At 72.8% G+C, this 26208-nt stretch carries 29 protein-coding genes; 16 read left to right on the top strand and 13 right to left on the bottom strand.

Going from position 1 to position 26208, the window contains the following annotated elements; all coding sequences use genetic code 11:
- Nucleotides 1-194: 194 nt before the first annotated feature.
- The gene (clpB, locus tag E1212_RS04455) at nucleotides 195-2780 is read left to right on the top strand and encodes an ATP-dependent chaperone ClpB (protein WP_131979727.1); all 2586 of its coding nucleotides are present in this window, start codon (nucleotides 195-197) and stop codon (nucleotides 2778-2780) included.
- Between the two features lie 5 nt (nucleotides 2781-2785).
- On the opposite strand, the gene E1212_RS04450 is transcribed toward clpB, so the two are convergent.
- From E1212_RS04450 to E1212_RS04440, 3 genes are all read right to left on the bottom strand, one after another.
- The gene (locus E1212_RS04450) at nucleotides 2786-3550 is read right to left on the bottom strand and encodes a siderophore-interacting protein (RefSeq protein WP_131979724.1); all 765 of its coding nucleotides are present in this window, start codon (nucleotides 3548-3550) and stop codon (nucleotides 2786-2788) included.
- Nucleotides 3551-3674: 124 nt separating this feature from the next.
- A complete protein-coding gene (locus E1212_RS04445) occupies nucleotides 3675-3884 on the bottom strand; it encodes a DUF397 domain-containing protein (protein WP_131979721.1) in 210 nt (69 codons plus the stop codon).
- A complete protein-coding gene (locus E1212_RS04440) occupies nucleotides 3881-4687 on the bottom strand; it encodes a helix-turn-helix domain-containing protein (RefSeq protein ID WP_162605311.1) in 807 nt (268 codons plus the stop codon). Before E1212_RS04440 ends, E1212_RS04445 begins: the two co-directional genes overlap by 4 nt.
- Before the next feature lie 243 nt (nucleotides 4688-4930).
- Between E1212_RS04440 and E1212_RS04435 the strand changes: the two genes are divergently transcribed.
- Nucleotides 4931-5149 (top strand): hypothetical protein, encoded by a 219-nt coding sequence (locus E1212_RS04435; protein ID WP_131979715.1) that lies wholly within the window; start codon nucleotides 4931-4933, stop codon nucleotides 5147-5149.
- A gap of 62 nt (nucleotides 5150-5211) precedes the next feature.
- Here E1212_RS04435 and E1212_RS04430 read toward each other — a convergent pair whose 3' ends face one another.
- Entirely contained in the window at nucleotides 5212-6651 is a 1440-nt protein-coding gene (locus E1212_RS04430; RefSeq protein WP_131979711.1) for a serine hydrolase domain-containing protein, read from the bottom strand.
- A gap of 228 nt (nucleotides 6652-6879) precedes the next feature.
- Between E1212_RS04430 and E1212_RS04425 the strand changes: the two genes are divergently transcribed.
- The gene (locus E1212_RS04425; protein ID WP_131979708.1) at nucleotides 6880-7644 is read left to right on the top strand and encodes an SDR family NAD(P)-dependent oxidoreductase; all 765 of its coding nucleotides are present in this window, start codon (nucleotides 6880-6882) and stop codon (nucleotides 7642-7644) included.
- Nucleotides 7645-7659: 15 nt separating this feature from the next.
- On the opposite strand, the gene E1212_RS04420 is transcribed toward E1212_RS04425, so the two are convergent.
- Nucleotides 7660-8307: a hypothetical protein gene (locus tag E1212_RS04420; protein WP_131979705.1), complete on the bottom strand. Its 648-nt coding sequence runs from the start codon at nucleotides 8305-8307 to the stop codon at nucleotides 7660-7662.
- A gap of 30 nt (nucleotides 8308-8337) precedes the next feature.
- On the opposite strand from E1212_RS04420, the gene pyrE reads away from it, so the two are divergent.
- Nucleotides 8338-8877, top strand: a complete 540-nt coding sequence (gene pyrE / locus E1212_RS04415) for an orotate phosphoribosyltransferase (protein ID WP_131979703.1) — start codon at nucleotides 8338-8340, stop codon at nucleotides 8875-8877.
- Between the two features lie 72 nt (nucleotides 8878-8949).
- Here the strand turns inward: pyrE and E1212_RS04410 are convergent, their stop codons facing one another.
- Nucleotides 8950-9861 (bottom strand): hypothetical protein, encoded by a 912-nt coding sequence (locus E1212_RS04410; protein ID WP_131979700.1) that lies wholly within the window; start codon nucleotides 9859-9861, stop codon nucleotides 8950-8952.
- Complete coding sequence (locus tag E1212_RS04405) at nucleotides 9854-10336, bottom strand: SigE family RNA polymerase sigma factor (protein WP_131979697.1); 483 nt, start codon at nucleotides 10334-10336, stop codon at nucleotides 9854-9856. The genes E1212_RS04410 and E1212_RS04405 overlap by 8 nt, the downstream gene beginning before the upstream one ends.
- A gap of 189 nt (nucleotides 10337-10525) precedes the next feature.
- Between E1212_RS04405 and E1212_RS04400 the strand changes: the two genes are divergently transcribed.
- The 9 genes from E1212_RS04400 to E1212_RS04360 all read left to right on the top strand — a co-directional run bounded on the left by E1212_RS04400 (nucleotide 10526) and on the right by E1212_RS04360 (nucleotide 18148).
- Nucleotides 10526-11278, top strand: coding sequence for a DUF5642 family protein (locus E1212_RS04400; protein WP_131979693.1), 753 nt, complete (start codon nucleotides 10526-10528; stop codon nucleotides 11276-11278).
- A gap of 32 nt (nucleotides 11279-11310) precedes the next feature.
- Nucleotides 11311-11955 carry a TrmH family RNA methyltransferase gene (locus E1212_RS04395; RefSeq protein ID WP_203416383.1) on the top strand — a complete coding sequence of 215 codons (645 nt, stop codon included), beginning with the start codon at nucleotides 11311-11313 and terminating at the stop codon, nucleotides 11953-11955.
- Complete coding sequence (locus tag E1212_RS04390; RefSeq protein ID WP_131979688.1) at nucleotides 11948-13303, top strand: FAD-dependent oxidoreductase; 1356 nt, start codon at nucleotides 11948-11950, stop codon at nucleotides 13301-13303. Before E1212_RS04395 ends, E1212_RS04390 begins: the two co-directional genes overlap by 8 nt.
- A 132-nt stretch (nucleotides 13304-13435) precedes the next feature.
- Nucleotides 13436-14338, top strand: coding sequence for an ABC transporter ATP-binding protein (locus E1212_RS04385; RefSeq protein WP_131979685.1), 903 nt, complete (start codon nucleotides 13436-13438; stop codon nucleotides 14336-14338).
- The gene (locus E1212_RS04380) at nucleotides 14335-15240 is read left to right on the top strand and encodes an ABC transporter permease (RefSeq protein ID WP_203416381.1); all 906 of its coding nucleotides are present in this window, start codon (nucleotides 14335-14337) and stop codon (nucleotides 15238-15240) included. Before E1212_RS04385 ends, E1212_RS04380 begins: the two co-directional genes overlap by 4 nt.
- The gene (locus E1212_RS04375; RefSeq protein ID WP_131979682.1) at nucleotides 15237-16148 is read left to right on the top strand and encodes an ABC transporter ATP-binding protein; all 912 of its coding nucleotides are present in this window, start codon (nucleotides 15237-15239) and stop codon (nucleotides 16146-16148) included. Before E1212_RS04380 ends, E1212_RS04375 begins: the two co-directional genes overlap by 4 nt.
- A gap of 10 nt (nucleotides 16149-16158) precedes the next feature.
- Entirely contained in the window at nucleotides 16159-16875 is a 717-nt protein-coding gene (locus E1212_RS04370) for an ABC transporter permease (protein WP_131979679.1), read from the top strand.
- Between the two features lie 51 nt (nucleotides 16876-16926).
- The gene (locus E1212_RS04365) at nucleotides 16927-17574 is read left to right on the top strand and encodes an NADPH-dependent F420 reductase (protein WP_131979677.1); all 648 of its coding nucleotides are present in this window, start codon (nucleotides 16927-16929) and stop codon (nucleotides 17572-17574) included.
- A gap of 82 nt (nucleotides 17575-17656) precedes the next feature.
- Complete coding sequence (locus E1212_RS04360) at nucleotides 17657-18148, top strand: DUF4262 domain-containing protein (RefSeq protein WP_131979674.1); 492 nt, start codon at nucleotides 17657-17659, stop codon at nucleotides 18146-18148.
- Between the two features lie 68 nt (nucleotides 18149-18216).
- Here E1212_RS04360 and E1212_RS04355 read toward each other — a convergent pair whose 3' ends face one another.
- From E1212_RS04355 to E1212_RS04330, 6 genes are all read right to left on the bottom strand, one after another.
- A complete protein-coding gene (locus E1212_RS04355) occupies nucleotides 18217-18657 on the bottom strand; it encodes a hypothetical protein (RefSeq protein WP_131979671.1) in 441 nt (146 codons plus the stop codon).
- 86 nt (nucleotides 18658-18743) lie between these two features.
- Nucleotides 18744-19418 carry an HAD family hydrolase gene (locus E1212_RS04350; RefSeq protein WP_131979670.1) on the bottom strand — a complete coding sequence of 225 codons (675 nt, stop codon included), beginning with the start codon at nucleotides 19416-19418 and terminating at the stop codon, nucleotides 18744-18746.
- Entirely contained in the window at nucleotides 19406-19867 is a 462-nt protein-coding gene (locus E1212_RS04345; protein WP_238992245.1) for a PTS sugar transporter subunit IIA, read from the bottom strand. The genes E1212_RS04350 and E1212_RS04345 overlap by 13 nt, the downstream gene beginning before the upstream one ends.
- Nucleotides 19864-20094, bottom strand: a complete 231-nt coding sequence (locus tag E1212_RS04340) for a PTS sugar transporter subunit IIB (RefSeq protein ID WP_131979667.1) — start codon at nucleotides 20092-20094, stop codon at nucleotides 19864-19866. Before E1212_RS04340 ends, E1212_RS04345 begins: the two co-directional genes overlap by 4 nt.
- Nucleotides 20095-20134: 40 nt before the next feature.
- Nucleotides 20135-21175, bottom strand: coding sequence for an SIS domain-containing protein (locus E1212_RS04335; protein ID WP_420814357.1), 1041 nt, complete (start codon nucleotides 21173-21175; stop codon nucleotides 20135-20137).
- A 48-nt stretch (nucleotides 21176-21223) separates the two neighbouring features.
- Nucleotides 21224-21976: a GntR family transcriptional regulator gene (locus E1212_RS04330; protein WP_420814349.1), complete on the bottom strand. Its 753-nt coding sequence runs from the start codon at nucleotides 21974-21976 to the stop codon at nucleotides 21224-21226.
- A 265-nt stretch (nucleotides 21977-22241) separates the two neighbouring features.
- On the opposite strand from E1212_RS04330, the gene E1212_RS04325 reads away from it, so the two are divergent.
- Genes E1212_RS04325 through ptsP form a run of 3 tightly spaced genes read left to right on the top strand, consistent with a single transcriptional unit; the run spans nucleotide 22242 to nucleotide 26189 of the window.
- On the top strand, nucleotides 22242-22931 hold the full coding sequence (locus E1212_RS04325) for a GntR family transcriptional regulator (protein WP_420814356.1): 690 nt from the start codon (nucleotides 22242-22244) through the stop codon (nucleotides 22929-22931).
- Nucleotides 22932-22983: 52 nt separating this feature from the next.
- Complete coding sequence (locus tag E1212_RS04320) at nucleotides 22984-24441, top strand: PTS transporter subunit EIIC (RefSeq protein WP_131979658.1); 1458 nt, start codon at nucleotides 22984-22986, stop codon at nucleotides 24439-24441.
- 53 nt (nucleotides 24442-24494) lie between these two features.
- Nucleotides 24495-26189 carry a phosphoenolpyruvate--protein phosphotransferase gene (gene ptsP, locus E1212_RS04315; protein ID WP_131979655.1) on the top strand — a complete coding sequence of 565 codons (1695 nt, stop codon included), beginning with the start codon at nucleotides 24495-24497 and terminating at the stop codon, nucleotides 26187-26189.
- Nucleotides 26190-26208: the final 19 nt, after the last annotated feature.

Raw genomic sequence — 26208 nt, 5'->3', positions numbered from 1 at the left:
ACGTCGGGTCGTGCGAGGATCGCGAGCGCTCCGCAGCCGCCCTGTGCGCTGGACCGAGGAATCAGGGAAAGACCTTCGGCCCCATCGCCACTCGGTGGTGCGACTCTCCTGGGTGGAAATCGCAGAGTTGAGTGGAATAGGCTCAACTCTGTGGCGGTTGCCTCTATCACGAGACCACGCACCCGAGGAGATCGATGAACGACCAGCTCACCACCAAGGCGCAGGAGGCGCTGTCCGTCGCCGTCCGCAGCGCGGCCACGGCAGGCAACCCGGCCGTCGAGCCGGTACACGTCCTGCGGGCGCTCCTCATCCAGTCCGGTGGCCTGACCGGCTCGCTGCTCGAGGCCTCCGGGGCCGACCTCGCAGCCGTCCGCCGCGACGTCGATGCCGCGTTCGAGGCGCTGCCCAAGGCGGCCGGGTCCACCGTCGCGTCGCCCAACCTCGCCCGCACCACCTACTCCGTGCTGTCGCACGCCGGCGAGGTCGCCCGCGAGCTCGACGACCAGTACGTCTCCACCGAGCACCTCGTCGTGGGGCTGGCCCACGTGGCGTCGCCGGTGCGCGACCTGCTGGCCGGGCACGGCGTCACCGCCGAGAAGGTGCGCGCGGCGTTCACCGAGGTGCGCGGCTCCGCCCGCGTCACCAGCCCCGACCCCGAGGGCACCTATGACGCGCTGAACAAGTACGGCGTCGACCTCACCGAGCGGGCCCGCGAGGGCAAGATCGACCCCGTCATCGGCCGCGACTCCGAGATCCGCCGCGTCGTGCAGGTGCTGTCGCGGCGCACGAAGAACAACCCCGTGCTCATCGGCGAGCCCGGCGTCGGCAAGACCGCCGTCGTCGAGGGGCTGGCCCAGCGCATCGTGGCCGGCGACGTGCCGGAGTCGCTGCGCGGCAAGCGGCTGGTCGCGCTCGACATCGGCGCCATGCTGGCCGGGGCGAAGTACCGAGGCGAGTTCGAGGAGCGGCTCAAGGCCGTTCTCGACGAGATCAAGGCCAGCGACGGCGAGGTCGTCACGTTCATCGACGAGCTGCACACCGTCGTGGGCGCCGGCGCCACCGGCGACTCCGCGATGGACGCCGGCAACATGCTCAAGCCGATGCTGGCCCGCGGCGAGCTGCGCATGGTCGGCGCCACCACGCTCGACGAGTACCGCGAGCGCATCGAGAAGGACGCCGCGCTCGAGCGCCGGTTCCAGCAGGTCTACGTCGGCGAGCCCAGCGTCGAGGACACCGTCGCGATCCTGCGTGGCCTCCGCGAGCGCTACGAGGCGCACCACAAGGTGCAGATCGCCGACGCCGCGCTGGTCGCGGCCGCCACCCTGTCGCACCGCTACATCTCCGGCCGGCAGCTGCCCGACAAGGCCATCGACCTGGTCGACGAGGCCGCCTCCCGGCTGCGCATGGAGATCGACTCCTCGCCGGTCGAGATCGACACGCTGCGCCGTCAGGTCGACCGCCTCAAGATGGAGGAGCTGGCGCTGGACAAGGAGTCCGACGCCGCCTCCCGCGAGCGGCTGGCCTCGCTGCGCGCCGAGCTCGCCGACCGCGAGGAGGAGCTGCGCGCCCTCGAGGCCCGCTGGGAGCAGGAGAAGGCCGGGCTCAACCGCGTCGGCGCGCTGAAGGAGCAGATCGACGAGCTCCGCGGCCAGGCCGAGCGGTCGCAGCGCGAGGGCGACCTCGCCGGCGCCAGCGAGCTGCTCTACGGCCGCATCCCGGAGCTCGAGAAGGAGCTCGCCGCCGCCAGCGAGGCCGCCGAGACCCAGGCGGCGACCACCATGGTCAAGGAGGAGGTCGGGCCCGACGACGTCGCCGACGTCGTGGCCGCCTGGACCGGCATCCCCGCCGGCCGGCTGCTCGAGGGCGAGACCGAGAAGCTGCTGCGCATGGAGGACGAGCTGGGCAGCCGGGTCGTCGGCCAGCGCGCCGCGGTGGCGGCGGTGTCCGACGCCGTCCGCCGCTCCCGCGCCGGCATCTCCGACCCCGACCGGCCCACGGGCTCGTTCGTGTTCCTCGGCCCGACGGGTGTCGGCAAGACCGAGCTGGCCAAGGCGCTCGCGGAGTTCCTCTTCGACGACGAGCGGGCCATGGTCCGCATCGACATGAGCGAGTACGGCGAGAAGCACAGCGTCGCCCGGCTGGTCGGCGCCCCGCCCGGCTACATCGGCTACGAAGAGGGCGGCCAGCTCACCGAGGCGGTCCGCCGCCGGCCGTACTCCGTCGTGCTGCTCGACGAGGTCGAGAAGGCGCACCCCGAGGTGTTCGACATCCTGCTGCAGGTGCTCGACGACGGCCGCATGACCGACGGGCAGGGCCGCACGGTCGACTTCCGCAACGTCATCCTCATCCTGACGTCGAACCTCGGCTCGGTGTTCCTGGCCGACCCGTCGCTGGACGAGAAGTCCAAGCGCGACGCCGTCATGGAGGTCGTGCGGGCGTCGTTCAAGCCCGAGTTCCTCAACCGCATCGACGACATCGTCATGTTCGAGCCGCTCGGCACCGACGAGCTGGCCCGCATCGTCGACCTGCAGGTCGTCAGGCTCGCGCAGCGGCTCGCCGACCGCCGGCTGGCGCTGCAGGTCACCGACAGCGCGAAGGAGTGGCTGGCGCTCACGGGGTACGACCCGGTCTACGGCGCCCGGCCGCTGCGCCGCCTGGTGCAGACGGCCATCGGCGACCAGCTGGCGAAGGCGATCCTGGCCGGCGAGGTGCGCGACGGCGACACCGTCGTCGTCGACCTCGACGAGGGCGCCGACAAGCTGAGCGTCCGCTCCGCCTGACGCCGTCAGGCGGGGGAGCCGGCGCGGCCGAGGCGCCAGTAGCCGAACGCGTGGATCCGCCGGCGCTCGACGTCGCGCTCGGCGACGGCGACCCGGCGGATCGCGCGCACCTCGCCCGCCTCGCCGGCGATCCAGACGTCGACGGCGCCTTCGGGCCAGGGGAGCGACCGGACCGCCCGCTCGAGGGCGCCGGTCGTCCCGGCCGGGGCGCCGTCGCGGTGCAGCCAGGTGACCCGCAGGTCCGCGGGACTCGTGAGCTGTTGCTCCTCGGCGGCGTCGGGCACCTCGACGACGGCGTGAACGGCCAGTCCCGCGGGGGCGGCCTCGACGACGGCGGCCAAGGCGGGCAGCCCGGTCTCGTCGGCCGCCATGACCACGGCGTCGGCGTCGAACGACGGGACGGCGTGCGGCCGCGGCCCGGTGAAGTCGAGCAGGTCGCCGGGCGCCGCGCCGCGGACCCAGCGAACGAACAGCCCGTCGCCGTGCAGGGCGACGTCGATGTCGATCAGCCCGGACGCCGGGTCGGCCCGCCGGATCGTGTAGGTGCGGCTGGCCGGCCGGGCCCCGCTCGTGGCGACGGCGGACGCGGCGGCCGTGTCGGGGCCGGGCGGGGACAGCCGCAGCACCTGGTTCGGGCAGTCCGGATCGAGGGGCAGGTGCGGTTGCTCGACCGCGGCCGTCAGCCGCAGCATGGCCGGGGTCAGCGGCGTGAGCTCGGTGATCCGCAGCCGTCCCGACGGCCCGCGCGTGGGTCCGGCCAGGGCGGTCATGCCCGTCCCGCCGGCTCACGGCCGAGCGCGAGATCACAGACGGCGGCGAGTCCCACAGGGGAGAGGGGAAGCAGACCGCCCCCGCTGCCGATGGCTGCGGGGGCGGTCAGAGGTTCGTCCGGTCTCAGTCGAACTCGCCGGCCTTCGCGCCCATCACGAATGCCGACCACTCACCAGCGGTGAACTTCAGAATGCCACCGTTGGGATTCTTGCTGTCGCGCACGGCCATGCCACCGTCCGTCAACGGCGTGATCTCGACACACTGTCCGCCGTCGCCGTTGCTGTAGCTGGACTTGCGCCACACGGCGCCGGCCAGCTCCGACACCTCGCTCATAATTCCTCCATGATGTGGCGGATCGTGCCCGCCGATTCGTCTGGTGACAACGCCTGGGCCCGGAGCACGTCCATCCGGTCCACGGCATCTCCCACGACCCCGCTGTCCGTCATGAGATGACCCCCGGTGGGGCCTTCGTAATACAGCACCGGTTGCCCGTTCAGGCGGTCGAAGATCGTCATTTGTCCGTTCAGCGCGGCATGTGCTCCCGCGACGAAGGGCATCACCTGGATGGTGATATGCCGCATCTCGCCCATTTTGAGCAGGTGCTGGAGTTGATCACGCATGACGTCCGAACCGCCGATCATCCGGCGGAGTGCGGCCTCGTCGATCACGGCTCGTAGCCTCGGTGGATCATCGCGACGCAAGATCTCTTGCCGCCGCATTCGGGCTTCGACCTGCGTGTCGACGTGGTTGTCATAGGCCATCCTGACGCCCGCCAGGAGCTCGCGTGCATACGCCTGTGTCTGCAGGAGTCCGGGCGGAAATGTCTGCTCGTACGTGTGGATCGACTTTGCCCGTTCTTCCTCCTCGATGAACCCTCGATACTTCGCGGGCACCGACTCACGGCTGACCATCTTCCATGCTCGGACGAGGAGGCCGTCAGTACCCAGGATCTCGTCGCATCGTTCCGCGAACTCTCGCTGCGGAGGCCGCTGCGCAGTTTCCACATTAGCCACGGCCCCGCGCGAGTAGTTCAGCTTTTCGGCCAACTGTTCCTGGGTGAGGCCGGCGCGGTGACGCGCGCGCGCCAGCTCACCACCGAAAAAGGCGGCCGCGGAATCCGGATCATGGTCTGTCACGGCATCTCCAGGCAATGTCACAAAGTCGCGGACGGCGTCACAGGTGGCGGGCGTGACAGCCGAATTGTTCCCGCGGGTGGCTCAGATCATGCACGATACTTCGCCAAGGGCTACGGCGCAGCGTTTCGGCTGATCCAAGCCGTGGCGAAGCGCTGCCAGCCCCCGATCCGCGACACATGTGGACGGCCGCGGACGAGACCGCACGCGCGGGCCCTTCCAGAGGCCCGGCACGACGGAGGAGAGATGGCCCGCTTCACGGCGCGAGCGCACGGGTACGGACTCGTCGACTGGTCGCCCGATGAGGTGGACGCCTACGCCTCGCGGCTGCTGCGCGACCACGTCCCGGGCCGCCGCTGGATGCCCCATCGGTCGTCGTCGTGCCGCGAGTGCGGAGAGACCTGGCCGTGCCCCGCGGCGGCGTGGGCCGGCCAGTGGAGCCACGGCATGACCCGAACCGAGTGAGTGAGCGATGACCTCCACCCTCGTCGTCCTTGCCCTGCCCCTGTTGTGGGCCGTCTGCGAGATCATCGCGCGGGAGCGTCGCCGCCACCATCCGTGAGCAACGGCGTGCCCGGTGAGACGCGGTCGTGCGTGCGCACCGCGCGGGCCACCCGGTCGATCGGGTGCGCCGTCATGGCGAAGGCCTGCACCGACGCCACGCCGTCGACGGCGAACTCGTAGCGGATCGGCTCGCCCACCGGCGCGTAGCCGGTGCCGCCGCTGATGCGCAGCGTGTGGTCGTCGACGACGGCGAGCGTCACCGGCTCGGAGGTCGGGTCGCGCTCGGTGGGGTCCAGCAGGTAGAGCCGCCCGGCGAGGTCGACCACGTCGAAGACCCGCCACATCGTCGCGAACCGCCCCGTGAACCGGGACAGGTCGACCGGCGACGGCTCCAGCAGCGGGCTGGCGCTCTCGGCGAGGTTCACCAGCCGGATCAGCCCTTCCGCGAGCATCACCGCCGGCCCGTCGATGGCGTTGGTCAGCACGGAGACGGCCAGCCGCCCGACGGGGTCGAACGACGTGCGGGTGAGGTGCCCGGGGTAGCCGCCGCCATGCCCGAAGACCAGCCGGTCGCCGATCATCGACCGGCCGAACCCCAGCCCGTACTCGGCGCCGCCGCGCCCCTCGACCTTCCACTCCGCCCGCTGCATGAGCCGCTTGGACGCGTCGGAGACCAGCCGACTGTCGCCGTGGAAGTGCGCCGCCACATAGTGGACGAGGTCCTCGGCGGTGCTGAAGAACCCGGTGGCGGCGGCCATGGCGGCGGTGTCGACGTGGTCGATGGGGATGCGGTGGTCGGCGTAGGAGAGCGCGGTGTAGCCGGTGGCGTAGTCGCCGGCGCGGTCCGGGTCGTACTCGGGGCCGGTGTTCTCCAGCGACAGCTTCTCGACGATGTGCTCGCACACGAACGCGTCGTACGGCATGTCCGCCGCCGCCGCGACGATGAGGCCGAGCATCGAGTAGCCGATGTTGGAGTACTTGAACCGCTCGTTCGCGGGGAGCACGCCGGCGCCGTCGTCGAGCAGGATGGCGCGCAGTCGGTCCTCGTCGGGGAACGCGTGCGCCAGCTGCCAGTAGTCGCCGTTGCCGCTGTCGCGGACGACGCCGCCGCCGTGGCCGAGCAGCTCGCGCACCGTCACGCCCGCGAGCGCGGTGCCGCGCAGGAACGGCAGCCACCGGCCGGCGCGGTCGTCCAGACGCAGCTGGTCGCGCTCGACCAGCTGCAGGACGGCGGTGGCGGTGAACGTCTTCGAGTGCGACGCGATGCGGAACAGATGCTGCGGCGTGAGCGCCGTGCCCTGCTCGACGTCGGCGCAGCCGTACGCGGTGGACAGCAGCAGCTTGTCCTCGTGCAGCACGGCCGCCTGGATGCCCGGCACGCGGTCGTACTGCTGGCGGAACGCCACCCATGTGTCGAAGTAGCGGGCCGCGTCGGCGACGGCCGTGTGAGAAAGATCGTTCACGAATCATGACCTTATCGACCGCAATGCCCGAAGTGTCACCATGATCGTCCGGTTCGGCCGAATCGACCACCCGGTCTCACATGGTGATCGTCGGCGCCTGTGGAGGGCCTTGCACACCGGCGACGACCAGGGGCCGGTGGCCCGCGCGAGGCGTCGGTCGAGAGCGGAACGCGGACAGAGAGCAGACTGTGTCGTGCAAGGCCCGACACGTAGAGGATGGATGGCTCCATGGCAACGGCACTCGTCACCGGCCCCACCGCGGGCATCGGGCTGGCCTTCGCCCGCGCGCTCGCGGCGCGCGGCCACGACGTGGTCCTCGTGTCTCGCGACGAGGGCCGGCTCGAGTCGGTCGCGGCCGAGCTGCGCGGCGCCTACGGCGTCGGCGCCGAGGTGCTGCCGGCCGATCTCGCCACCGACACCGAGGCGGTCGAGAAGCGGTTGCGCGCCACCGAACGCCCGGTCGACCTGGTGGTCAACAATGCCGGCTTCGGGCTCGGGAAGTCCTTCCTCGACAACGACGTCGCCGCCGAGGAGTACCTGGTCGACGTGCTGATCCGGGCCGTGCTGCGGCTGACGCACGCGGCGCTGCCCGGCATGATCGAGCGCGGCCACGGCGCCGTCGTCAACGTGAGCTCTGTCGCCGGCTGGCTGCCGCGCAGCAGCTACAGCGCGGCCAAGGCGTGGGTGACGGCGTTCAGCGAGGGCCTGGCGCCGCAGCTCGAGGGCACCGGCGTGCGGATCATGGCGCTCGCGCCCGGCTTCGTCCGTACCGAGTTCCACGACCGCGCGCAGATCGACATGTCCGGGCTGCCGTCCTGGCTGTGGCTCGAGGCCGACGCCCTGGTCGACGCCGCGCTGCGCGACCTCGATCTGGGCAGGACCGTCTCGGTCCCCGGGACGGTGTACAAGGTCGCGGCCGCCGCCCTGCCGCGGCTGCCGCGCCGGCTGGTGCGCGCCATCGGCCGGCGGCACCCCGCGGCACGCCGGCGCTGATCGCGTGGGTCGTGGTCAGCCGGGGAGTGCGGCGATCAGCCCCGCCAGCGCGTCCGCCACGTCCTCGCCGCCGGCCATCGTGTGCGCCGGCCAGCCGCGAGCCGCGGCCGACCGCGTCCAGAAGTCGGCCGGCCCGATGCCGGCGACGGCGGCACCGGTGTGCAGGTAGCCGCACGGCGCGTCGGGCCAGTCCGGTGCGGGCGGCAGCCGCTCGGTCCAGAAGTCGTGGTCACCCGGGTGGGCGGCGCCCGGCGGCCAGCCGGCGCCGTCGTGCAGGGTGGTGTGGACGGCGTCGGCCTGCTCGCCGTCGGCCGCCCGCAGCAGGTCGAGGTGCGACGGGGAGCCCGCCCGCGGCAGGGTGGCGTCGGCGAACACGTAGCCGCCGACGCGGCGGCCGGCGGCCCGCTGGGCGCGGGCCAGCGCCGGCAGCAGCGGACCGGCCGTGCCGTGCGCGACGAGGAGCAGCGGCGACGCGGTGAGCGCGGGCGCCGCGAGCAGGTCGCGGGCCGCGGCCGCCAGCCAGGCGACGGCGTACGGCGTGCGGTCGGCGACCGGCTCGGCGACGACGACGGGGTAGGGCAGGCGTCCGGGCTCGGCCAGCGCCCGCCCGGCGGCCCACGGACCGAGCGGGCCGGACACGACGACGACGGCACCGGGCTGCACGGTGCACAGCCTGCCGTACGCTCGTGCCTCGTGAGTGCCTGGGACGAGTTGCGCCGCCACATCACCGAGAAGGCCGTCGTGCACGGGAAGGTCGTGCTGTCGTCCGGCAAGGAGGCCGACTACTACGTCGACCTGCGCCGCATCACGCTCGACGGCGCGGCGGCCCCGCTGGTCGGGCACGTCATGAACGACCTCACCGCCGACCTCGCCTTCGACGCCGTCGGCGGGCTCACGCTGGGCGCCGACCCGGTCGCGACCTCGATGCTGCACGCCGCGCACGCCGCCGGGCGCACCCTGGACGCGTTCGTGGTGCGCAAGGACGCCAAGCAGCACGGCCTCCGCCGGCGCATCGAGGGTCCCGACGTCGCCGGGCGCAGCGTCCTCGCCGTCGAGGACACCTCCACCACCGGCGGCAGCGTCCTCACCGCCGTCGAGGCGCTGCGCGAGGCCGGCGCCGGCGTGGTCGCCGTCGCCGTCATCGTCGACCGGGCGACCGGCTCGAAGGAGCGCATCGAGGCGGCGGGGCTGGAGTACCGGGCCGCCTACTCCCAGGCCGACCTCGGCCTCTAGGGAGTGTCCCGCGGAGCATGGGAGCCGATCAACAGCGATCGACCACGGCGGCCGGTCGCGGACGCTGATCCGTCAGGCCCCTTGGCCGACCGGCCGGGGCGGGTCCCAGCGGCCGTCCAGGAGCTGTCGGTCGCCCAGCGGCCCGGCGAGATCGACGTCGACCACACTGGGTTCCCCCGCCTCGCAGCTGTGGGTCTCCGGCTCTGCCGGCGGCCGCACCAGCGGCGTGACCACGACGGAGTCGTCGCGGTAGTCGACGAGCACGTCGGTCAGCAGGTCGGGCGCGGTGTCCACGTAGCCCTCAGCGCACCAGGGCGGCAGAAGATGGATCCGGATCGTGGTGGCCTCGGGTCCGGGCTCGGCGGCCAGTGACCAGGAGGCCGGCTGCCGGCCGTCGGCGAACGCGAGTTGCAGCTCGCAGAACTCCACCGCACCGGCACGTGTCCAGGTGCCCGCCGGGTTGTCGTTCCTGAACATCGTCTTCACGACGGCGCCACTGGACGTCCATCCGAGCAGATAGGCGACGTTGCCCACCTGCCCGGCCAGGGCCCAGCGGGCGGCCTGGACGGGGCTCGTGTCGAGATCGCTGCCGGCGATGTCCTGGCCCAGGTCGCTGGACGGGTCCACCGGTGGCCGCTCGGTGAGCAGCGCGACGTCGAAGGCCGGCCAGCCGGTCCCGTCGCAGGTACGCATCGACGGTTCGGGCGGGAGTGCCTTCCCGACCCCGGTCCCGAGGTCCCGGCGGGCGCCGGCTGGTGGCGCTTCGACGTCGTCGGCGAAGGGCCCGAGCTGCGACCCGGCGAGGACCGCCACGGCGCCGAGCGCGAGGGCCACCGCCCCGCCGGTCAGCCGGTGCCGGCGGCGCTGTGCCCGCCCCACGCGGGTCACGGCGGCGGCGAGGTCGTCACCGGCCGGGGCGTCGGCGGCGTGGTCGATCAGCGTGGTGCGCAGGAAGGCTTCGAGCTCCGGGTCGAGGTCAGACACGGGTCCACTCCTTCCGCAGCCTGGCCAGCGCCCGTGAGGCGTTCGACCGGACGGTGACGGGACTGCTGCCGAGGAGCTCGGCGATGCGGGCGTCGTCGAGATCCTCGTAGTAGCGGAGCACCAGGACCGCGCGCTGGACCCGCGGCAGCCCGGCCAGCGCGGTCCACATGAGCGACCGCTCGGCGTGGGCGTCGGTGTGGTCGTGCTGGACGGCGGCGGGGAGGTCCTCCGGGGCTGTCGGGGACTCGGTGGAGCTGCGCCGGCGCTTGCCGTCGATGTAGGCGTTGACCACCATGCGCCGCACGTAGGCGTCGGGCTGGTCGGCCCTGCTCACGCGCCGCCACTGCCGGAAGGCCTGCAGCAGCGCGGTCTGGACGACGTCTTCGGCGTGGTGGGGGTCGCCGGTGAGCAGGTAGGCCAGGCGGAGCAGGGGCCGTCGCCGGGTCGCCACGTACTCGTGGAAGTCGACGGCCATGCCCCAAGGGATACCAGTTCGGCCGGTCCACGTCGTGCATCGGCCGTCCGGAGCAAATCTTCGGCACCGCCCACGCGCGCGCCCGGAGGTCGGTAGATTTGCCGCCGTTCCCCTGCGTGACAGCGGATACGACTGCTCATGTCAGGGGATGTCCTATGCACACCCCTCAGTCAAGGATCCAGACACATCATGCGAAAGCTCGGAATTTCTGCGCTTGTGGCCGCCACCCTCCTCCTCGCAGCGTGCGGCGGTGACGACGAGCCCGGCGGCGACGCGACCACCGGCGGCGACGAGACCGCCGCGGCCGGCGAGACCCCCGCCGGCGACGCCACGGACGAGGCCGGCGCCGAGGATGAGGGCGGCGAGGCCGCCGCCGGCGAACTGCAGGCCGCGCTGCTCACGGCCGAGGACCTGCCCGAGGGCGCCACCGTGTCCGCGTTCGACGTCGCCCAGCTGAGCAGCGCCGCCGAGGGCATGGCGCAGTTGCTCGAGGGCGTCAGCTACGAGCCGGCCGACTGCCAGGCCTACGACAACAACCCGCTGCAGAAGGACGGCGCCGAGTCCGCCGGCATGTCCGCGACCTCCGGCGCGGACGTCCTGGTCAACGCCGTCTACACCCACGCGAGTGCCGACGACGTCGCCAGCGTCCAGGACTACTACGACCGCTGCGGCGAGATCACGATCAGCGGCGAGGCCGCCGGCCAGACCCTCGACATGACCGTCCGCACCAGCACGGTCGACGCACCGGAGGTCGACGCCGACGAGGTCATCGCGGTCGAGACCGTCACGGAGTCGGCGAACATGCCGGCCGTCCCGACCCGCGTCATCTACATGATCGACGGCGACCGCGGCGTCTACGTCGCCGGGAACCCGGAGTCGACGACGTTCGACCTGAACGCGCTGGCCGCCGTCGCCCTGGACAAGCTCAAGGCCCAGGGCTGACGCCGGCACGATCCCGGCTACCGTTGGGCACCGTGAGCGAGGAGACGGTGCCCGACGGGCCGGAGCTGCCGGGCGTGGGCCCGTGGCCCGGTCCTCGGCCCGACGATCCGCGCTACGACCCGGACCTGCTCGCCCGGGGCGACCGCCGCAACGTCGTCGACCGGTACCGCTACTGGAGCAACGAGGCCATCGTCGCCGATCTCGACCGGCGCCGGCACCCGTTCCACGTGGCGATCGAGAACTGGCAGCACGACTTCAACATCGGCTCGGTCGTGCGGACGGCGAACGCGTTCCTCGCCGCCGAGGTGCACATCGTCGGCCGGCGCCGCTGGAACCGCCGCGGCGCCATGGTCACCGACCGCTACCAGCACGTACGGCACCACGCCGACCTCGCCGCCCTGGCCGCCTGGGCGCGGGCCGAGGGCGTGCCCGTCATCGGCATCGACAACCTGCCCGGTGCGGTCCCGCTCGAGACGTTCGACCTGCCGCGCGCCTGCGTCCTGCTGTTCGGGCAGGAGGGACCCGGCCTGTCCGAGGCCGCGCGCGAACACGTCACCGCCGTCCTGTCGATCGCGCAGTTCGGCTCCACCCGGTCCATCAACGCCGGCGCCGCGGCGGCCATCGCCATGCACGCCTGGATCCGCCGGCACGTCGTCCCCGGAGGTGCCGATGGCTGACCGCGTGCTGGTGATCGGGGCGGACGCCGCCGGAATGAGCGCGGCCTCGCAGGCACTGCGGACGGCGAAGGCGGCCGGCCGCGACCTCGACGTCATCGCCGTCGACCGCGGGCACTGGACGTCCTACTCGGCGTGCGGCATCCCGTACTGGATCGGCGGCGACGTCGCCTCGCCCGGCGCGCTGGTCGCGCGCACGCCCGAGGAACACCGCGCCAACGGCATCGACGTCCGCCTGCTCACCGAGGCGGTCGCCATCGACACCGACGCCGGCTGGGTCGAGGTCGTCGACCACGCGGCCGGCCGGCGCGAGCGGCTCGGCTACGACCAGCTGATCGTCGCCACCGGCGCGACGCCCGTGCGACCGGACGTCCCCGGCGCCGACGCCGCGGGCATCCACGGCGTGCAGACCCTCGACGACGGCGGCGCCGTGATCGCCCACCTCGGCCGCGAGGTGCGTCGCGCCGTCGTCGTCGGCGCCGGGTACATCGGCCTCGAGATGGCTGAGGCGCTGGTCCGCCGCGGCCTGACGGTCACCGTCGTCGACCGCGGCCCGGAGCCGATGAACACCCTCGACCCCGACCTCGGCACCCAGGTGCACGCCGCCATGGAGCGCATGGGCATGGACGTCGTCACCTCCGCGGACGTGACGGCGTTCGAGGCCGGCGCCGGCGGCGTCACCGCCGTCGTGACCGACGCCGGCACGTTCGCGGCCGACATCGTCGTGCTCGGGACCGGCGTGCGGCCGGCCACGGAGCTGGCCCGCGCCGCCGGGCTGCCGCTGGGCGAGACCGGCGGGCTGCGCACCGACGACACCCAGCGGGTGGCCGACGGCGTCTGGGCGGCCGGCGACTGCGTCGAGACGTGGGACCGGGTCCGCCGCGCCTGGGTGCACGTGCCGCTGGGGACGCACGCCAACAAGCAGGGCCGGATCCTGGGGACCAACCTCGGCGGCGGCTCGGCCCGGTTCCCCGGCATCGTCGGCACCGCGCTGACGAAGGTGTGCGACCTCGAGCTCGCCCGCACCGGCCTGACCGAGGGCGACGCCGTCGAGGCCGGGCTCGACCACGTCGCCGTCACCATCGAGTCGACGACGCGGTCCGGCTACTTCCCCGGCACACAGCCGATCACCGTCAAGATGGTCGCCGAGCGCCCGACCGGCCGGCTGCTGGGCGCCCAGATCGTCGGCCGCGACGGCTCGGCGAAGCGCATCGACGTGTGCGCCATGGCGCTGTGGACCGAGCTGACGGTCGGCGAGCTGGCCATGACCGACCTCGCCTACGCGCCGCCGTTCTCGTCGGTGTGGGACCCGGTCCAGATCGCCGCGCGCAAGGCCGCCGACACGCTCTGACGGCGCGACCCTGAGAGTGGTCTCAGGGTCACACCGTGCCGCCGGCTCGGGGAAGGTCGTGCTCTGGTACGACATCGCGTGTCGTACCCCCGCCCGACGCGCGCGGCGGGGTGGCACCGGTAGCGTCGAGCCGTGCCAGTCATCCAGACCGAGGACTTGACGAAACGGTTCCCGGCGACCACCGCGCTCGACCGGCTCACCATCGACGTCGAGCCGGGCGTCGTGGGGCTCGTCGGCGCCAACGGCGCGGGCAAGTCGACGCTGATCAAGGTCCTGCTCGGGCTGTCGCCGGCGACGTCCGGCACGGCGCGCGTCTTCGGGCTCGACGTGACGAAGGACGGGCCGGCGATCCGGGAGCGGGTCGGCTACATGCCCGAGCACGACTGCCTGCCCGGCGACGTGTCCGCCACCGAGTTCGTCGTGCACATGGCGCGCATGTCCGGGCTGCCGGCCGACGCCGCGCGCGAGCGGACCGCCGACACCCTGCGCCACGTCGGCCTCTACGAGGAGCGGTACCGCCCCATCGGCGGCTACTCCACCGGCATGAAGCAGCGGGTCAAGCTGGCCCAGGCGCTCGTGCACGACCCCGAGATCGTCATGCTCGACGAGCCGACCAACGGGCTCGACCCCGTCGGCCGCGACGAGATGCTGCTGCTGATCCGGCGCATCTGGGCCGAGTTCGGCATCACCGTGCTGGTGACGTCGCACCTGCTCGGCGAGCTGGAGCGCATCTCCGACCACGTGGTGGTCGTCGACGGCGGCCAGCTGCTGCGGTCGTCGTCCACGTCGGAGTTCACCCGCACCAGCCAGTTCCTGGCGATCGAGGTGTCGGCCGAGACCGATGCCGTCGCCGACGCGCTGACGGCCGCCGGGCTGACGGTGAAGCGCGACGGCCACCTGCTGGAGCTCTCGCTCGACGACGACGAGACCTACGACGTCGTGCGCGACACCGTCGCCGCCCAGGGGGTCGGGCTGATCCGGCTGGAGCAGCGCCGGCACCACATCTCGGAGGTCTTCGGAGAGGACCAGGAATGAGCCGCCCGATGCCCAATCCGCCGTCGGGTGTCATCCACGACATCGGCTACCGCAAGTACGACGGCCCGCGGCTCGGCCGGCGTCAGGTCACCCGGGCGCTGTTCGCGCAGAGCCTGCGCGGCGCCTACGGCCTGGGCCGGTCGGCCCGCGCCAAGGTGCTGCCGATGCTGCTGCTCGGCGTCATGTGCCTGCCCGCGTTCATCATCACCGTCATCGCCAACGTCACGTCCAGCATCACCGGCGAGCTGCCGCTGGCGTACTCGCGCTACGCGGTCGTGACCCAGGGCATCCTGACCATCTTCGTGGCCGCGCAGGCGCCGGCGTCGCTCTCGCGCGACCTGCGGTTCAAGACGGTCCCGCTGTACTTCTCGCGGCCGCTCGAGCGCTCCGACTATGTGCTGGCGAAGTTCGCGGGGCTGGCGACGGCGCTGTTCCTGCTGCTGACGGCGCCACTGTTGATCATGTACGTGGGTGCGCTGCTGGCGGAGTTCCCGGTCGGCCGCGAGACCGGCGACGTGCTGCTGGCGCTGGTCGGCGCGGCGGTGTTCGCGGTGGTGTTCGCCGGCGTGGGGCTGGTCATCGCATCGCTGACGCCGCGGCGCGGACTCGGCGTCGCCGCCATCATCACCGTCTTCGCGCTGAGCTTCGCCGCCGTCAGCGCCCTGCAGGGGATCATCCGCTACGAGGTCGGCAACGCCGACCTGGCCGGCTGGCTGGGGCTGCTGTCGCCCATCACGCTGGTCGACGGCTTCCAATCCTGGGTGCTCGACGCCTCCTCGTCCGCCGTCGCACCACCGCCCGGTGACGCCGGTGGCGTCGTGTACGTGCTGGTGACATTCGCCGTCATCGGCGCCTGCTGGGCCCTGCTGAACCTGCGCTACCGGAAGGTCTCCGTCTCATGAACGTCCTCTCCGTGGACACCGTGTCGCGCTGGTACGGCAACGTCGTCGCCGTCAACGACGTCACGATGACCATCGGCCCGGGCATCACCGGCCTGCTCGGTCCCAACGGCGCCGGCAAGTCGACGCTCATCAGCATGCTCGGGGGGTTCCTGGCGCCCTCGGCCGGCACCGTCACGCTCGACGGCGTCACCGTCTGGAAGAACCCGGAGATCTACCGCACCATCGGGCTGGTGCCCGAGCGCGAGGCCTCCTACGACTTCCTGACCGGCTGGCAGTTCGTGCTGGCCAACGCCGAGCTGCACGGCCTGCCCGACCCCGGCGCCGCGGCCAAGCGGGCGCTCGCCACGGTCGAGATGGAGTTCGCGCAGGGCCGCAAGGTCGGCGAGTACTCCAAGGGCATGCGCCAGCGGGTCAAGATGGCCTCGGCGCTCGTGCACGACCCCGCCGTCCTGCTGCTCGACGAGCCGTTCAACGGCATGGACCCGCGGCAGCGACTGCACCTCATGGACCTGCTGCGCCAGATGGGCGCCGCGGGCCGGACGGTGCTGTTCAGCTCGCACATCCTCGAAGAGGTCGAGCAGCTGGCGCAACAGATCGAGGTCATGGTCGCCGGCCGGCACGCCGCGTCCGGCGACTTCCGCGAGATCCGCCGGCTCATGATCGACCGGCCGCACCAGTACGTCATCCGTTCCTCCGACGACCGTGCGCTCGCGTCCGCGCTCATCGCCGACGGCTCCACCGCCGGCGTCCAGCTGACCGACGACGTGCTGAGCGTCGAGGCGGTGTCCTTCCTGCGGTTCACCGAGCTGCTGCCACGCGTCGCCCGCGCCGCGGGCATCCGGCTCTACGAGGTCTCGCCGACGGACGAGTCGCTCGAGAGCGTCTTCTCCTACCTGGTGAAGAGTTAGGGGTTCAGGCATGAACGGGACCGTTGTCCGGCTGACCTACCGGGCGCTGCTCGGAGGCCGGCGGGCCTGGCTGCTGCTGGCGATGTCGGTGCTGCTGCTCGCCATGGCCGTGCTGCTGCGCCTCACCGTCGGCGTCGACCACCAGGTCACGGCCGACTTTCTCGGCGCGGTCGCGGTGGCGGCCCTGGTGCCGCTGTTCGGGCTCATCGTGGGCACCGGTGTCATCGGCCCGGAGATCGACGACGGCTCCGTCGTGTATCTGCTGTCCAAGCCGATCTCGCGGCCGAGGATCATCCTGAGCAAGTTCGCGGTCGCCGCGACGGGGACCGTGCTGTTCGCCGCGGTTCCCACGTTCGTGGCGGGCCTGGTGATGTCCGGGACGGCCGGGCGCATCGCGCTCGGTTTCGGCGTGGCCGCACTGGTGGCGTCCATCGCCTACAGCGCGATCTTCCTGCTGCTGGCCGTCGTCACCCGGCACGCCGTCGTGTACGGGCTGGCGTACGCGCTGATCTGGGAGGGCCTGCTCGGCTCGTTCGTCCCCGGCGCGCGGACGCTGAGCGTGCAGCAGTGGTCGCTGTCGCTGACCGAGGCGATCGCCACCCGCGACCTGGTGTCGTCGGACGTCCGGCTCGCGGTGGCCGGGGTGCTGCTCGCGGTCGTCATCGTGGGTGCCACCTGGTACGCCGGGCAGCGCCTGCGGGTGCTGTCGCTCGCCGGCGAGGAGTGATCCCCGCCTGGTCCGGGGACTGTTCGCCGGTGCTTCGATGTTCAACCGAGCATGACGACTCTGGGCTTCATCGGCGCCGGCAACATCGGCGGCCAGCTGGCGCGCCTCGCGGTGGCGAACGGGTATGACGTGGTCCTCAGCAACTCCCGCGGGCCCGAGACGCTGGTCGATCTGGTCGACGAGCTGGGCGACCGGGCCCGGGCGGGCACGACCGACGAGGCCGCGGCCGGGGGCGACATCGTCGTCGTAACGATCCCGCTGCGGGCGATCCACGACGTGCCGGCCGAGCCGCTGGACGGCAAGACCGTGGTCGACACCACCAACTACTACTGGCAGCGCGACGGCCACATCGCCGAGCTCGACGACGAGAGCACCACCAGTTCGCAGCTACTGCAGGCGCACCTGCCGCAGTCGCACGTCGTGAAGGCGTTCAACCACATCTACGCCTCGGCCCTGACGACCGACGGCGCCCCGCCCGGCACGCCGGACCGCCGCGCCCTCGTCGTCGCCGGCGACGACGAGGGCGCCAAGGCACAGGTGGCGAAGGTCATGGACCGGTTCGGCTTCGACGCCGTCGACATCGGCCCGCTCGCCGAGGGCTGGCGCATCCAGCCCGGCACGCCTGGGTACGGCCCGCGCCGCAACGCCGACGAGCTGCGCGCGGACATCGCCGCCGCGAAGCGCCGGCGCGACCGCTGAGCCGCCGTCGCCGCGACATTGTCAGTGGGTCCGCGTAACGTTCGAACTCCTGTTCCCTCGATGGAATCCCCGGAGGCCTGACATGTCGTCGATCGCGTGCACCGCTCTCCAGCTGCAGCAATGGCAGGACCAGGAGGACGCGTGGCTGCGCGACACGGTCCGCCGGCACGGCTGGGCGGTGCAGTACGCCGCGGGGTCGCCCCCGTTCGCCTACACCGTCGGGCTGTACGGCTTCGAGCACCCCGAGCTGCTGGTCTACGGTCTCGACCTGCAGACCAGCGCGTGGCTGCTCAACGAGTTCGGCCAGCGGGTGCGCGACGGCGAGCGCTTCGGCCCGGGGCGCCCGCTGCGGCTGGCGGGCTGGGACCACAAGCTGCGGCTGTTCCCGTTCCACGACGGCGGCGACCCACCCCTGCTGGGGTCGGCGCAGCGCTACTACGACCTCGGCGCCGCGGGGCCGGTCCCGGCCCTGCAGCTGATCTGGGACGACGCAGCGGGCCGGTTCCCGTGGGAAGCCGGCTACGAGCTGCCCGCCGGGCTGCAGCCGGCGCCGCGGCCGCACTCCCCGGGCTGACCGGCACAGACGAAGCCCCGGCCGTGGATTCCTCCACGACCGGGGCCCGGTGTCACCACGCCCACGTCTCAGCTGCGCGTGGCCTCGGCCGGCGGCTTGTCGGTCCGGGTGTCGTCGGCGGCGTGGCGCCGGCGCCAGCGACCCAGCCGGTGGTGCTGTCCGTCGTCGGCGACGGTGTCGTCGGTGGTCCGGCCGGCGGGCGCGCCGTCCGTGGTGGAGCGGTCGGCGACCGCGTGATCCTCGGCCGTCTCCTGGGTGGCCACCTTCTGGCGCAGGTACCGGATCTCGGTCCGGCGGGCCCTCGCGGCGCGCATGCCCGAGGCGAACGCGGCCACGGCCGCCACCACCACGAACATCGTCACGGCGCCGGCCACGAAGACGGCCCAGATCGGGACCTCGGTGTTCAGGCCGAACTCGTCGATCATCATCTGACCGGTCCCGTCCATCGCGATCACGTACACCGCGACACCGGCCACCGCGAGGAGCAGCAGTGCGAGCACGATCATCATGGTTCCGACCTCCTACGGGGCTCGTCGACCAGTCGCAGGCTTGCTATGGCGGCGATGTACCCGTACCCAGATCGATCAAACGGTGGTCAGGACTTCAGCAGGTCGCCCGGCCCGGCCACCACGCGGTGCGCGCCGCCGTCCAGCAGCGTCCCCCGGTCGGCGCCCGACGCCACGCCGATCACCAGGCCCACGCCCGCGGCCAGCGCCGACCGCAGGCCGGGCACGGTGTCCTCGAGCGCCACGGCGTCGGCCGGCGGCGCACCCACCGCGTCGGCGCCGGCCAGGTAGGGCGCCGGGTCGGGCTTGCCGGCGCCGACCGTCTCCCAGGTGATCAGTGCCGTGAAGCAGTCGCGCACGCCCAGCACGTCGCCCACCGCGTACTCGGCCCAGCTCAGCTTGGCCGACGTCACCAGCGCGATCGCCACGCCGGCCGCGTGCAGCCGGCGGATCAGCTCGGCCGCGCCGGCCAGCGGGCGCAGCGGGTGGGCGTCGTGGTCCACGTGTGCCAGCACGCCCTCGACCAGCGCCGCGGCGTCCTCGCCGGTCCACGGCCCGGGCAGCTGGGCGAACACGTCGGCGCCGCGGCGGCCGGCGAACTGCCGGTAGACGTCGGGCCCCACCTCCCAGCCGCGGGTGGTGAAGTACGACCGGTAGGCGGCCTGGTTCGCCGGCTCGCTGTCGACCAGCGTGCCGTCGAGGTCGATCAGCGCCGCCCGCCGGCCGGCGAGCTGCGGGTCGAGCCCGCCGCTCACCGGACCCACGTGAACAGCACGTCGGCGGCCTCGGCCGGCCCGGCGGGGTGCAGCCCGGTCAGGTCCGACGGCATCGCCTCGAGCGCGACGACCGGGACCACCGGCGAGCGGCCGCCCGTCTCGACGGCCGCCGGGTCCCAGGTGACGACGGCGTCGCCGGCGGCCACCGTGTCGCCCTCGGCCACGTGCAGCTCGAAGCCGTCGCCGGCCAGCTGGACGGTGTCGATGCCGAGGTGGGTCAGCAGGCCGGCGCCGCCGGCGGTCTGGATGACGAACGCGTGCGGGTGCAGCTTGACGAGCGTGCCCGCCACCGGGGCCACCGCCGTCACGCGGCCGGTGCGCACGGGGTCCACCGCGAGGCCGGGGCCGACCAGTGCCTGGGCGAAGACCGGGTCCGGCACCTCGGCCAGCTCGATCACCCGCCCCGGCACCGGCGACAGCACGTCGAGCTGGGTCACATCAGATCCTCGATGTCGGTGGCGATGGTGTCCGCCTCGGGCCCGACCACGACCTGCACCACCTGCCCGGCCGAGATGACGCCGAAGGCGCCGGCGGCCTTCAGCGCCTTCTCGTCCACCAGCGCGGCGTCGTGCACCTCGGTGCGCAGCCGCGTGGCGCACGGCTCGATCTCGACGATGTTGTCGGCGCCGCCCAGCGCCGCCAGGATCTGCTCGGCCTTGTCCATGTGTCCCCTCCGTTGGGTGTGCTGAGAGTGCGGGGCCGGCTCAGCTGCCGGCCGGGTCGGTCTGGGTGACCTTGGAGAGCCCGCGGGGCGCGTCCGGGTCCAGCCCGAGCCTGCGCGCCAGCGCCTCGACCGTCAACTGTGCGGGAACGACGAGCGCCAGCGGCGCCACCGACTCCGGCAGGTCCGGGCCGGTGACGCAGACGTCGACGGCGCCGGCGAACGCGGCGTCGCCGCCCACGCCGATGGTGGCCGCGGCCCCGCGCCGGCGCAGGTCGTGGGCCAGCTCCGTGAGGCCGACGACCATCGGCCCGTCGGCCGCCGACACCAGCAGCGCGACGTGCTCGGCGTCGACGACGGCGATCGGCCCGTGCCGCAGGTCGGCGTAGGAGAGCCCGCGCACCGGGCGCAGGCAGGTCTCCTCGAGCTTCAATGCCGTCTCGAGCGCCGTGCCGAAGGTGATGCCGCGGCCGCTGACCAGCGTCTCCGGCGTCGACGCCAGCCGCTCGGCCGCCTCGTCGACGCCGTCGCGCCGCTCGATCAGCCGCTGCACCTCGGCGGGGACGCGGCGGAGGTCGGCGTCGAGCGTGCCCGGCTTGGCGGCGAACGAGTCGGCCAGCACCGCCATGGCGGCCAGCTGCGTGGTGTAGGACTTCGTGGCCGGCACCGCGCGCTCCGCGCCGGCGCGCGTGACCAGCGCCAGGTCGGCCGCGGCGGCGAGTGAGCTGCCGCCGTCGTTCGTGACCACGATGGTGCGGGCGCCGTGCGCGGCGGCCCATGCCTGCGTCTCGACGATCTCCTCGGTCTCGCCCGACTGCGACACCGACACGACGACGGCTTCGGAGAGGTCGAGGTCGGCGTGGTAATGCGTCGCGACGCTCGGCGCGGCCAGCCCGCCCGGGACGCCCGCGTGCACCTCGAGCAGGTATCGGCCGTAGATCGCGGCGTTGTCCGACGACCCGCGGGCCACGAACAGCACGACGCGCCGGCCCTCGGTCAGCGTGCGCAGCTCCGGGCGCAGCGGCAGCAGCGCGTCGAGCGTCCGGGCCAGCGCCTCGGGCTGCTCGGCGATCTCGCGAGCCATGATCGTTTCGGTCACGCGCTTCTCTCCTGTCGAGGGGTGGGGACGGGGTCAGGGTGTGGCCGTACGCCGCCGCGGCACCACCGACGGGTTGGGCCGGGCCACGGGGACCCACAGCGTGTAGCGGTCCGAGCGGAAGGCCGAGCGGCTGTACTCGATGGCGGCGTCGCCGGTGAACGCGCGCCGCGAGATGCGCAGCACGGGCTTGCCCGGCTTGATCATGAGCAGCTTGGCCTCCTCGTGGTCGGCCTCGCCGGCGTCGATGGTGTCCTCGCCCCAGTCCGGGACCAGCCCTCGGGCGTCGAGCTCGACGTAGACGCTGGCCGGGATGCCGTCGTCGAGGAAGCCGGGCAGCCGGACGGCGGGCAGCCACGTGTGCTCGACGGCCATGGGCTCGTCGTCGGCGAAACGCAGCCGGTGCAGGTGGATGAGCTCCTCGCCCGGCGCCACCTTGAGCGCCTCGGCGATGTCCGGCTCGGCTCGCACGAAGCCCGACGCGAGCACCTTGACGCCCGCCGTCATGCCGCGGCGGGTCATCTCCTCGGTGAACGACGCCAGCCGGACCTGCAGGTCGACCTTGGGTGGCGCGACGAACGTGCCGCGGCCCTGGACCCGCTCGAGCACCCCCTCGACGACCAGCGCGTCGACGGCCTGGCGCACCGTCATGCGCGACACGCCGAACCGCTCGCAGAGCATCCGCTCCGACGGCACGGGGTCACCGGGGCGCAGCTCACTCACGACGAGGCCACGCAGGTAGTCGCGCACCTGGAGGTACTTGAGCGTGGATCGGCGCAAGGACAGCACGGGACTCGCATCAGGTCGGGGCCGCGGAAAGTCCGTCGACCGGTCGATTCGGGCCGCACCTCGCGCAGGGACTGGCGTCAGACCTCGCGGTCGGCTGCCACAACCCCTTGACAAGCGAGAGGCGCAGCCACATTGTATGGGCCACTGGTCAAGTCATCTAGACCAGTTACTACCAGTGTCCGTTAAGTCCGGAAAGAGGGTCTCCGTGAACGTGGTCGACGGACCGGTGCCCAAACACCGGCAGCTGAGAGAGATCCTGCTCGCCATGATCGAGGGCGAGCTGGTGCCTGACGCCCCGGTCCCCTCGGAACGCGAACTGGTCGCCCGGTTCAAGGTCAGCCGGGCCACGGTCCGCGAGGCCGTCGGCCGGCTGGTCGCCGAGGGCCGGCTCTACCGGGTCCGCGGCAAGGGCACGTTCGTGGCGGCCGCCAGCATCGAATCGCAGATGCACCTGTCGTCGTTCACCGAGGACATGCGCCGCCGCGGCCACAAGCCGTCGACGGTGGTCCTGGGCGCCGACGAGACCGCCGCGCCGCCGCCGGCCCGGGCCGCTCTGGGGCTCGACGTCACCGACCGCGCCTACCGGATCGAGCGGCTGCGCTCGGCCGACGGCGCCCCCATGGCGCACGAGGTGTCGTGGCTGCCGTCATCGCCGCTGCCCGGACTGCTCGAACGCGACCTCACCAGTTCCGTCTACTCGATCCTGGCGCACGACTACGGCCGCGTCCTCGACTCCGCCGCCCAGACGGTCTGGGCCGAGGGCGCCGACCCGTTGCGCGCCCGGCTGCTGCGCGTCCCGCCGGCCGCGCCGCTGCTCGTCTTCCGCAAGACCTCCTACGCCGCCGGACGGCCGATGGAGCACGTCACCTCGTGGTACCGCGCCGACCGGTACCAGGTGCACATGACGCTGGAACGAACCCCCCACACGGGCTCCGGCCCGGGACATCACCTGTAGAGGAGACGCACGTGAACCGTCAGATCCTCACGACCGCGAGAGGGGAGCTGGAATGAGTGCCGTGACAGCCACCGCGACCGGGAAGCGCGGCTTCCCCGGCCTGGCCGTCCTGCAGCGCATCGGCCGCAGCCTCATGCTGCCGATCGCGGTCCTGCCCGCCGCGGCGCTGCTGCTGCGACTGGGCTCCAACGACATGCTCGGCGGCGAGCCGGGCACCGTTCCGGAGGGGCTGCCCGCCGGCCTGGCCCAGTACGACGGGCTGCACTGGCTGCAGCCGGTGTCCGAGGTCGTCGGCGCGGCCGGCGCCGGCATCTTCAACAACCTGGCGCTGATCTTCGCGCTGGGCGTCGCCATCGGGTTCGCCCGCAAGTCCGACGGCTCGACGGCGCTCGCCGCCGTGGTCGGCTACCTGGTCTACGAGAGCGTCACCGACGCGATGTCTCCGTACGTCCTCGGCGAGGCCGCCGAGGGCGAGGAGCAGCAGCTGATCAACTTCGGCGTGCTCGGCGGCATCATCATGGGCATCGTCGCGGCCCTGCTATGGCAGCGGTACTACCGGATCAAGCTCCCTCCGTACCTCGCCTTCTTCGGCGGCCGCCGGTTCGTGCCGATCATCACCGCCGTCGCGGCCGTCTTCATCGCCGTCGGCATGAGCTTCCTGTACAAGCCGTTCGACGCCGGCCTGACCAACCTCGGCGAGTGGGTCACCGAGAACGACGTGCTGGGCGGGGGGCTCTACGGCTTCTTCAACCGGCTGCTCATCCCGCTGGGCCTGCACCACATCCTCAACTCGTTCCCCTGGTTCCAGCTGGGCGAGTACACGCCGCCGGGCGGCGACCCGGTCCAGGGCGACATCCTGCGATTCCTGAACGGCGACCCGACGGCCGGCGCGTTCATGACCGGCTTCTTCCCGATCATGATGTTCGCCCTGCCGGCCGCCGCCCTGGCGATCTGGCAGACCGCGAAGCCGGCACAGAAGAAGATCGTCGGCGGCATCATGCTCGGCGCCGCGCTGACCTCGTTCCTCACCGGCGTCACCGAGCCGCTGGAGTTCTCGTTCCTGTTCGTCGCGTTCCCGCTGTACTTCATCCACGCGGTGCTGACCGGGACGGCGCTGGCGCTGACCAACGCGCTGGACATCCGCGACGGGTTCGGGTTCTCGGCCGGCTTCATCGACTACGCGATCAACTTCCGCATCGCCGAGAAGCCGCTCCTGCTGATCGTCATCGGGTTGGGCTACGCCGTCGTCTACTACTTCCTGTTCCGCTGGGTGATCACCAAGTGGAACCTGCGGACGCCTGGCCGCGAGGAGGACGACGAGGCGGTGCAGGCCTCGCTCGGCGAGGAGGCCGCGGAGATCGTCCAGGAGGAGGAGAAGGTCCCGGCCGGCGTGGCCGCACCGGACCGTCCGGCCGACGCGGAGCGGCCGGTGGCGCCCCCGCCGCCGCCCGCTCCTGAGCCGCCGGCGGCACCGCGGACGCCGCCGCCGTCGGACGGGCAGCCGAGGTAGCGCAGTTGCTGTGATCGTCGGCACTTCCCGCGGCGTCGAGGCGGGAAGTGCCGATGATCGTGTGTGGGACAGGTTCGAGGAGGAACGCCGTGGCAGTGATCAGCGGGGTGGGTGTCAGTTCCGGGCGAGCGGTCGGTCCGGTGGTCCGGATGCCGGATCCGGTAGCGGAGCCGGCGGCGGAGGCGCGGCTGGCCGACGGCGCCGACGTCGCCGCCGAGAGCGCGCGCATCGCCGCCGCCGCGGAGCAGGTCCGCGCCGACCTCGAGCACCGGGCGACGACGGCGCACGGCGAGGGCTCCGCCGTGCTCGAGGCGACGGCGCTGATGGCGGCCGACCCGACGCTGGTCACGGCGGCGCAGAAGAAGGTCGACGACGGGACGGCGCCGGCGCGCGCCGTGTGGGAGGCCGCGGCCGAGGTCCAGGCGATGCTCGAGTCGCTGGGGGGCTACATGGCCGAGCGCGCCCGCGACGTCGCCGATGTCCGCGACCGCATCGTGGCCGTGCTCGACGGCCGGCCGGCGCCGGGCGTTCCCGATCGCGACGAGCCGTTCGTCCTGGTGGCGCACGACCTCGCGCCCGCCGACACCGCCACGCTCGACCCGTCGACCTGCCTGGCGCTGGTGACCGAGGGCGGCGGGCCGACCTCGCACACGGCGATCCTGGCGCGTGCGCTCGGACTGCCCGCGGTCGTCGCGGCGCCGGGCGTGCTGGACCTGGCCGACGGCGCCGTCGTCCTGGTCGACGGCGCCCTCGGGACCATCGAGCCGAACCCGTCCGCCGACACCGTCGCCCAGGTGCAGGCCTTGGCGAACCGCGAATGGACCTTCGACGGCACCGGTCGCACGGCCGACGGGCACCGCGTCCAGTTGCTGGCGAACGTGGGCGACCCCAAGGGCGCGGCGGCCGCCGCCGAGGCCGGCGCCGAGGGCGTCGGGTTGTTCCGGACCGAGTTCTGCTTCCTCGACCGCGCCGAGGAGCCCACGGTCGACGAGCAGGTCGAGCAGTACCGTGCGGTGCTGGAGCCGTTCGCCGGCAAGAAGGTCGTCGTCCGCACCCTCGACGCCGGCGCGGACAAGCCGCTGCCGTTCCTCACCGACGCCACGGAGGCCAACCCCGCCCTCGGCGTCCGCGGCTACCGCACGGCCGTCCGGCATTCCGAGGTGCTCGACCACCAGCTCGAGGCCATCGCCCGGGCTGCCACGACGTCCGGAACCGAGGTCTGGGTCATGGCGCCCATGGTCTCGACCGCCGGCGAGGCCGCCGACTTCGTCGAGCGCGCCCACGCCCACGGCCTGGCCACCGCCGGCGTCATGGTCGAGGTGCCGGCGCTCGCGCTCACCGCCGACGCGCTGATGTCGGCGGTCGCGTTCGCCAGCCTCGGCACCAACGACCTCACCCAGTACACGATGGCCGCCGACCGGCTGCTCGGCGACCTCGCCGCGCTCAACGACGCCTGGCAGCCGGCGGCGCTGCGCCTGGTGCACCTGACCGCCGAGGCGGGCGTCCAAGCCGGCCGACCGGTGGGGGTCTGCGGCGAGGCCGCGGCCGACCCCGCGCTCGCCGTCGTGCTGGCCGGCCTCGGCGTGACCAGCCTGTCGATGACGGCGCGTGCCATTGCCGAGGTCGCGACGACGCTGCTCTCCGTCACCCGCGACGAGTGCGTCCGGCTGGCCGAGCTCGCGCTGTCCGCGCCCGACGCCCGGGCCGCCCGCGCCGCCGTCCACGCGCAGCTGCCACCCCTCACCTGACGCCCCGTCTGCCCCGCCC

The organism is Jiangella ureilytica (assembly GCF_004348545.1).
GTDB classification, from domain to species: Bacteria; Actinomycetota; Actinomycetes; order Jiangellales; family Jiangellaceae; genus Jiangella; species Jiangella ureilytica.
This window is presented reverse-complemented; position numbering and strand designations above follow the sequence as displayed.